Below are 5784 nucleotides of genomic sequence, written 5' to 3'. Positions count from 1 at the left end.
TATTATAATCAAATAAATAAATTATCATGAAAATAAATTTAAAACCGCGCACCATGATGTATCCGGCACCTGCAGTTGTTGCAAGCGCATACGATGAGGATGGAAATCCCGACTGCTGCACACTGGCCTTTGCGACAATGTGTTCACATCATCCGCCGGCAATAATGATTGCAATCAATTCAACGCTCAAGAGAAAAACCCTGGCGGACATACTGAAAACCAGGGAATTCTGTGTTGGATTTCCAAGCTGTGAGCATATGGATGAAACCGATTACTTCGGTATCGAATCAGGCTATAGGCAAAACAAGCTTGAAAAGGTAAAATATAATTATAGAGGTGCTGAAATTGTTAACGCTCCAATAATCGAAGAGTTCAGGGTTTCTATTGAATGTAGATTAATGCATATTGCAGAGGTGGGCTCACACACTCAACTTACAGGAGAGATTGTAAACGTTCAGGCCGATGAAAGTGTTGTTGATGAAAATGGTAGAATCATTTTCGAAAAGCTTGACCCGCTGGCCTATGATGACGTTACACATTCCTATTTCAGGATGGGTGAAAAAATCTCGGATGCATTCAAACCGGGGAAAAAATTCATGTAGGTGATTTTCATTAGCTTTTTAACCTTTGACGGAGACAGGGATTTTCCATATTATAGAAATAACCCAAGATTATCCAAGAAAGCATGGTTTGTACTGATGCTTTTGATACCAATTTCATTTATTGGATCTGTCATTTTCGACAACGAACTTGTGGGAAGCATATTCTTCTGTTTCACTCTTCTGATTCATCTTTTGTATTTTTCAAACTGGGACTATGATCTGCTGTTTCACAGGCCGACCAGAAACGAGCTGATACTTGCAGTGCTGATGTTTGTCGTTTACATGGTCTATTCCATTGCAATGGGTTCTATCCTGGAAATTTTCCAGATGGTGCCTGCCGGAGGCGAATCAGCATTTCAGGATATAGACATCATAAGCCTCATTTCACTTCTCTTTTCAATGATGGGCGAGGAACTTCTGAAATTCATTCCTCTGATGTTTTTCATGAGGGTATTCTACAAATTTACTAGTAGGAGAAACCTTTCATTTATAGCTTCAATGATTCTGGTTCTGGTATTCTTTGCATTTCTCCACTATGACCCTGCAACAACATCAATTGCATCAGTATTGCTTGTGCAAGGTGTGGGTTCACTTGTTGAAATGTATGGATATGCAAAAACCAAGAATCTCTTCGTTCCATACATTTCCCATCTCCTTACGGATGCATTCGTGTTCGCAATCATCCTTTTGGGATTTTAGATGTGTTTTGTCCACATCTCTTTTTTTTTAATTTTTTTCATCGAAAGGAAAAATTTACTTTAAATTGTTGCAAGTGCAATAGTTGTCAATGCAACAGTTTATATATGATGAAGTATTAATACTATGTATGAAATCACTCGTAGCATATTATTCAAGAACTAACATTACAGAAAAACTTGCAAAAAGCATCGCAAGCAGAACAGATTCAGATATTGAGGAAATCATACCTCATGTAAATTATCAGGGAAAGCTCGGATATGCAAGAGCCGGAAAGCATGCAATTCAGGAAAAAATAATCGACATTGATGCGTTGAAATATGACCCTGAAGACTATGACATCGTATATCTAGGAGCACCGGTATGGGCTTCAAAAGCAGCAAGTCCACTGATTTCATATATCAAACAGAATGAAGGCAAATTTAAAAACGTAATATTCTTTTCAACCGCAGGTTCAGGCGGTTTCGAATCAACATTCGAACAGATGGAAAAATATACAAACGTCAAGCCAGAAGCAACATTGGCCCTTACAACCAAGGAAGTCAAAAAGGATTTGTTTGAAGACAAAATGACTGATTTTATCAACCAGGAGTAGAAATGTCTCTTGAAGAATTTAAAAAGATGGATGCTTCACAGTTTCCTATCGGCAAACTTATATCAATGATTTCAAGAGCACAGGAAATCTATCTTAACCATCAGCTGAAGAATTTGGACATCAATTCCACACAGCTCATGCTTTTGTTTGAAATATCACACCAGAACAATCTCAATCAGGAAAAAATAGCTTCCAGATGCAATTTCAACAAAGGCGCCGTTGCAAGATCCATCAGGAAACTGGAAGAAAAGGAATTGATAATAAGGGAAATCGATGAAAAGAACAGACGCCAAAACAAGATATCCCTTACCCCCAAAGGTGAAGAAATAATCAAAAAGGGCATTGATGTGCTGAACATATGGGAAGATGAGGTATTTAACGATTATCTGATTGACGAAATAACATTAAAAAAAGTCCTGAAGGATATTGCCGTCAGGACAATAGAAATGAATGAGGAGAATAGGAATGAGTAAAAACAAACAAAGCAATATTCAAATGATTACAGGAGACCCTAAAAAGGCAATTGTCAAATTGGCCATTCCGATGATGGTTTCCATGCTATTGATCATGCTTTACAATATAGCAGACAGTATTTGGGTCGCCGGACTTGGTGCGGACGCTCTTGCGGCCGTAGGATTCATCACACCACTGTTTATGGTGCTGGTCGGACTCGGTAACGGAATCGGTGCAGGTGCAAATTCACTGATTGCAAGAAACATCGGAGCCAAAAAGCATGCAGAGGCAAACAATGCCGCTTTGCACGCAATCGTTTTGGCAGTCATAGTATCCATAGTATTTACAATTATAATTGAAGCATTTATGGTACCTATCCTGCAGTTTATGGGTGCAGGAGATACCATCCAATATGCAATGGACTACAGCTACATCATATTCGGATTTCTCATAGTGTTCGTCTACTCAGGTGTGGCATCAGCAATATTCAGATCTGAAGGGGATATGAGAAGGGCAACAATTGCGATTGCCGTAACAGCTATCCTCAACATCATTCTCGATCCGGTTTTCATTTATGTATTGAACCTTGGAATTTCAGGTGCAGCATGGGCAACTGTCGTATCAGCAATAATGTCCTGTGCGGTAATGAGCTATTGGATTTGGGGAAAAAAGGACCTGTTTTTAGATTTAAGTCCTAAAAACTTCAGTTACTCAAGCAGAATAATGATTGATACCCTGCAGGTTGCAGTTCCTTCAACATTGGAAACAATCGTATTTTCAGCTTTGGCAATACTAATCAACAGTATGCTTGTAATTGCAGCTGGAACTACAGCAGTGGCAGTATATACCGCATCCATGAGAATAGTGCAGCTGGCTATGATTCCATTGATTGGTATAGGTACAGCGGTTTTAACAGTCTGTGGTGTTGCATATGGTGCCCACAACTACAAGAACCTGCAGACAGCACATTCCTATTCAATCAAAATAGGTTTTGCAGTATCCATACTTCTGGGAGCATTGATGTTCATATTCTCATCCCAGATAGCTGGAATGTTTTCATATACACAGGCCAGTGCGGGTCTGGCTTCCGAAATTGCAACAGCAATATCCGTTTTGAGCCTCTTTGTTCTGGCTATTCCTCACGGTATAATGTCATCCATGATGTTTCAGGGCGTTGGGAAAGGTATGTACTCCCTTCTGATTACCCTTCTCAGGTCTCTGATTCTTGAGACAGTATTTGCATACCTGTTCTGTTTCATTTTCGGATGGGGACTTCCAGGAATTTACGGTGGAGTTGTATTCGGATGTTTCGTTGGAGGAACCATAGGTTATATCTGGGCGAAACTCTTCATCAGGGAATTCAAAAAGATTTCAATCAAGAAATATTCCTCCAAAGAAAACTCAAATTCAAATAGCCCATAGTGGCTATTTTTTTATACTATTTTTTACTATATTTTAATTATGGAATTCATATTGAACAACAAGAGATACGGCATTCAGAACCATGAACTGTATATCAACTATCTGATGGTGGACAACTATTTCAGGCAGGGCTACTCCAAATATGACTATGATATCGAATTCGATTTCATAACACCCCTTTTGAGCAAGGAAAAGATTGAATTTGAAGACATAATGGAAGGCACAAAAGTCCTTGAGGAGCTGATTGAAAAAGAGGAGATTAATTTCATAGCTCCTGGATTGAAAATTGATGAACAGGCAAACGGAAACTTCAGGATAACCTATCAGGATCTTGTGTTTTCAGACATCAATATTGGTGAAGCTATTCCGCTGCTTATTGCCTTAAACACTTTGCTTAACTACAAGCCGACTCTTTCGCTGTTTCAGATTGAAGAGGAACTCGATTATTTCATAAGCCAGTTCAGGTCATACAATGAGAACATGGGATGAAACCCTATGTCGTATCAGACATTTTATTATATGCGTTTTTCATTTTAATTCAATATAATTTTTATAACATTATTAATTCTTTTAAGAAGAAAGAAATCTTCAGGTTCCCTTAATTTTTTAAGCATTTGAAATTCATCCAAGATTATTATAAATCCATCAATTCCATCATTGCTTTCTATAACTTTTTGAGGATATTTTTTTAATTACTATTGAAGCTGAGTCCATAATCAAGATGGATTTAGACATCTATGACTATCCTATTGGAATTGAAATGATGATGACATCAAAGATGTTTGGGACGAATAGCAATCTGCTTTCAACCACTATGTTCCCTCGAGGATTGAAATTGATGGCGATTTCATCAGAATTTGTGCAACTGTCTCTCCTGAAAGTGGGATAAGTAAATCCGTTGAGTGGAAATTCCAAACATTATATGTTTGTAACCGGCAGATTTGAATTTTCCGATGTTATGGATGATTACTGGATTGAAAATTAAACATTGGGCAAGAAGGAGTTTTGGTTCAAAAGATAACAAAAAAAGCAAATTGCTTGTAACCTGGAAATATTCAAAACAAAAAGAACATGCAACTTAAGAATTCTTCATGTAAATCCTTAAGGATTATTTCACTTCTTTTAAACCTTTCGGGGGATGCCATCATTGATTAATGAACTGATTCATTAACATACTACAATACCATATATCTCATCGTATGGATCGAATTCTGTGTCGATTAATACCAATAATCCTTTTTTGTCGATATATACAAATCTTGCACCGTCTTCATAAAGCAATTCTTTTCCAGGAATGCCGTTCACTGTCTTGTCAATTTTCAATTCGATATATGGACTGTCAAATGGAAAATTCGTATCTGGGTCGACCTTGATTTTAAATACATTACTTTTATTGTTCTTGAATGTAACTCTTTCTAAATTAAAGGCAGTATATCTTTCAACTTCCTCATATCCTTGAGGAATGGGAAATGTTTTGCCGAATACGGTTGTTGTTTTTGTCATTGGCATCTCATCATCAATGTCATTTGGCCATTCATCCAGTATGTGCTGGGGTATGTCACGCATATGTCCGCATTCGTGGCATTTGATGTCATAGAAAGACCATTCCCAACTTTCGTTGTAATGACTTGAGACAATGGAATATCTTCCGCCGCATTTTTCGCATATCATATAGTGTTCCTTTTCATATGCTTCAATTTCACATATCAAATCCACATCTTTTATCTTGTCCTTTGCCTTGTTGCGAACACATCTGTCATTGGCATTTTTAGCAATTTCAACCAGAGCAGATACGTCATCAATACGTTCAACGGCTTCCAGCACGACATTCTGATTGGTATCGTTCAATGCAACATCTTTTAAAAAGCTTTGGTTGTCAATGCGTTTTATGGCAACTTTACGGATATAATCATCTGAAGATTCTTTGACCACATCCATCAAATCAGATTCGTCAAGAATGCTTTTTTTAAGTTTTGCAAAATCCATTGGTATATTATTATTTTTTGATGCTAAAAG

Annotated in this window: 8 protein-coding genes; 7 read left to right on the top strand and 1 reads right to left on the bottom strand. The window is 37.6% G+C overall.

Features of this window, described 5'->3' with window-relative positions; translation table 11 throughout:
- The first annotated feature begins 53 nt into the window (after positions 1 to 53).
- The 7 genes from UIB65_RS03630 (at position 54) to UIB65_RS03600 (ending at position 4657) form a co-directional block, all read left to right on the top strand.
- Positions 54 to 602, top strand: coding sequence for a flavin reductase family protein (locus tag UIB65_RS03630; protein ID WP_330039763.1), 549 nt, complete (start codon positions 54 to 56; stop codon positions 600 to 602).
- The gene (locus UIB65_RS03625) at positions 603 to 1301 is read left to right on the top strand and encodes a CPBP family glutamic-type intramembrane protease (protein WP_330039762.1); all 699 of its coding nucleotides are present in this window, start codon (positions 603 to 605) and stop codon (positions 1299 to 1301) included.
- Positions 1302 to 1389: 88 nt separating this feature from the next.
- Positions 1390 to 1893 (top strand): flavodoxin, encoded by a 504-nt coding sequence (locus tag UIB65_RS03620; RefSeq protein ID WP_330039761.1) that lies wholly within the window; start codon positions 1390 to 1392, stop codon positions 1891 to 1893.
- A 2-nt stretch (positions 1894 to 1895) separates the two neighbouring features.
- Positions 1896 to 2366 (top strand): MarR family transcriptional regulator, encoded by a 471-nt coding sequence (locus tag UIB65_RS03615; RefSeq protein ID WP_296804260.1) that lies wholly within the window; start codon positions 1896 to 1898, stop codon positions 2364 to 2366.
- Complete coding sequence (locus UIB65_RS03610) at positions 2359 to 3768, top strand: MATE family efflux transporter (RefSeq protein ID WP_330039760.1); 1410 nt, start codon at positions 2359 to 2361, stop codon at positions 3766 to 3768. The genes UIB65_RS03615 and UIB65_RS03610 overlap by 8 nt, the downstream gene beginning before the upstream one ends.
- Positions 3769 to 3807: 39 nt before the next feature.
- Positions 3808 to 4257, top strand: coding sequence for a hypothetical protein (locus UIB65_RS03605; RefSeq protein ID WP_330039759.1), 450 nt, complete (start codon positions 3808 to 3810; stop codon positions 4255 to 4257).
- A gap of 232 nt (positions 4258 to 4489) precedes the next feature.
- A complete protein-coding gene (locus UIB65_RS03600) occupies positions 4490 to 4657 on the top strand; it encodes a hypothetical protein (RefSeq protein ID WP_330039758.1) in 168 nt (55 codons plus the stop codon).
- Between the two features lie 278 nt (positions 4658 to 4935).
- Here UIB65_RS03600 and UIB65_RS03595 read toward each other — a convergent pair.
- A partial coding sequence (locus tag UIB65_RS03595; protein WP_330039757.1) for a HEAT repeat domain-containing protein occupies positions 4936 to 5784 on the bottom strand: 849 nt, incomplete at its 5' end.

This window comes from Methanobrevibacter sp. (genome assembly GCF_036307625.1).
Taxonomy (GTDB): Archaea; Methanobacteriota; Methanobacteria; order Methanobacteriales; family Methanobacteriaceae; genus Methanocatella.
This window is presented reverse-complemented; position numbering and strand designations above follow the sequence as displayed.

Coding starts and splice junctions, on each gene's coding strand:
- UIB65_RS03630 (WP_330039763.1), top strand. CDS start 54: ATGATGTATCCGGCACCTGCAGTTGTTGCAAGCGCATACGATGAGGAT.
- UIB65_RS03620 (WP_330039761.1), top strand. CDS start 1,390: ATGCAACAGTTTATATATGATGAAGTATTAATACTATGTATGAAATCA.
- UIB65_RS03615 (WP_296804260.1), top strand. CDS start 1,896: ATGTCTCTTGAAGAATTTAAAAAGATGGATGCTTCACAGTTTCCTATC.
- UIB65_RS03610 (WP_330039760.1), top strand. CDS start 2,359: ATGAGTAAAAACAAACAAAGCAATATTCAAATGATTACAGGAGACCCT.
- UIB65_RS03605 (WP_330039759.1), top strand. CDS start 3,808: ATGGAATTCATATTGAACAACAAGAGATACGGCATTCAGAACCATGAA.
- UIB65_RS03600 (WP_330039758.1), top strand. CDS start 4,490: ATGGATTTAGACATCTATGACTATCCTATTGGAATTGAAATGATGATG.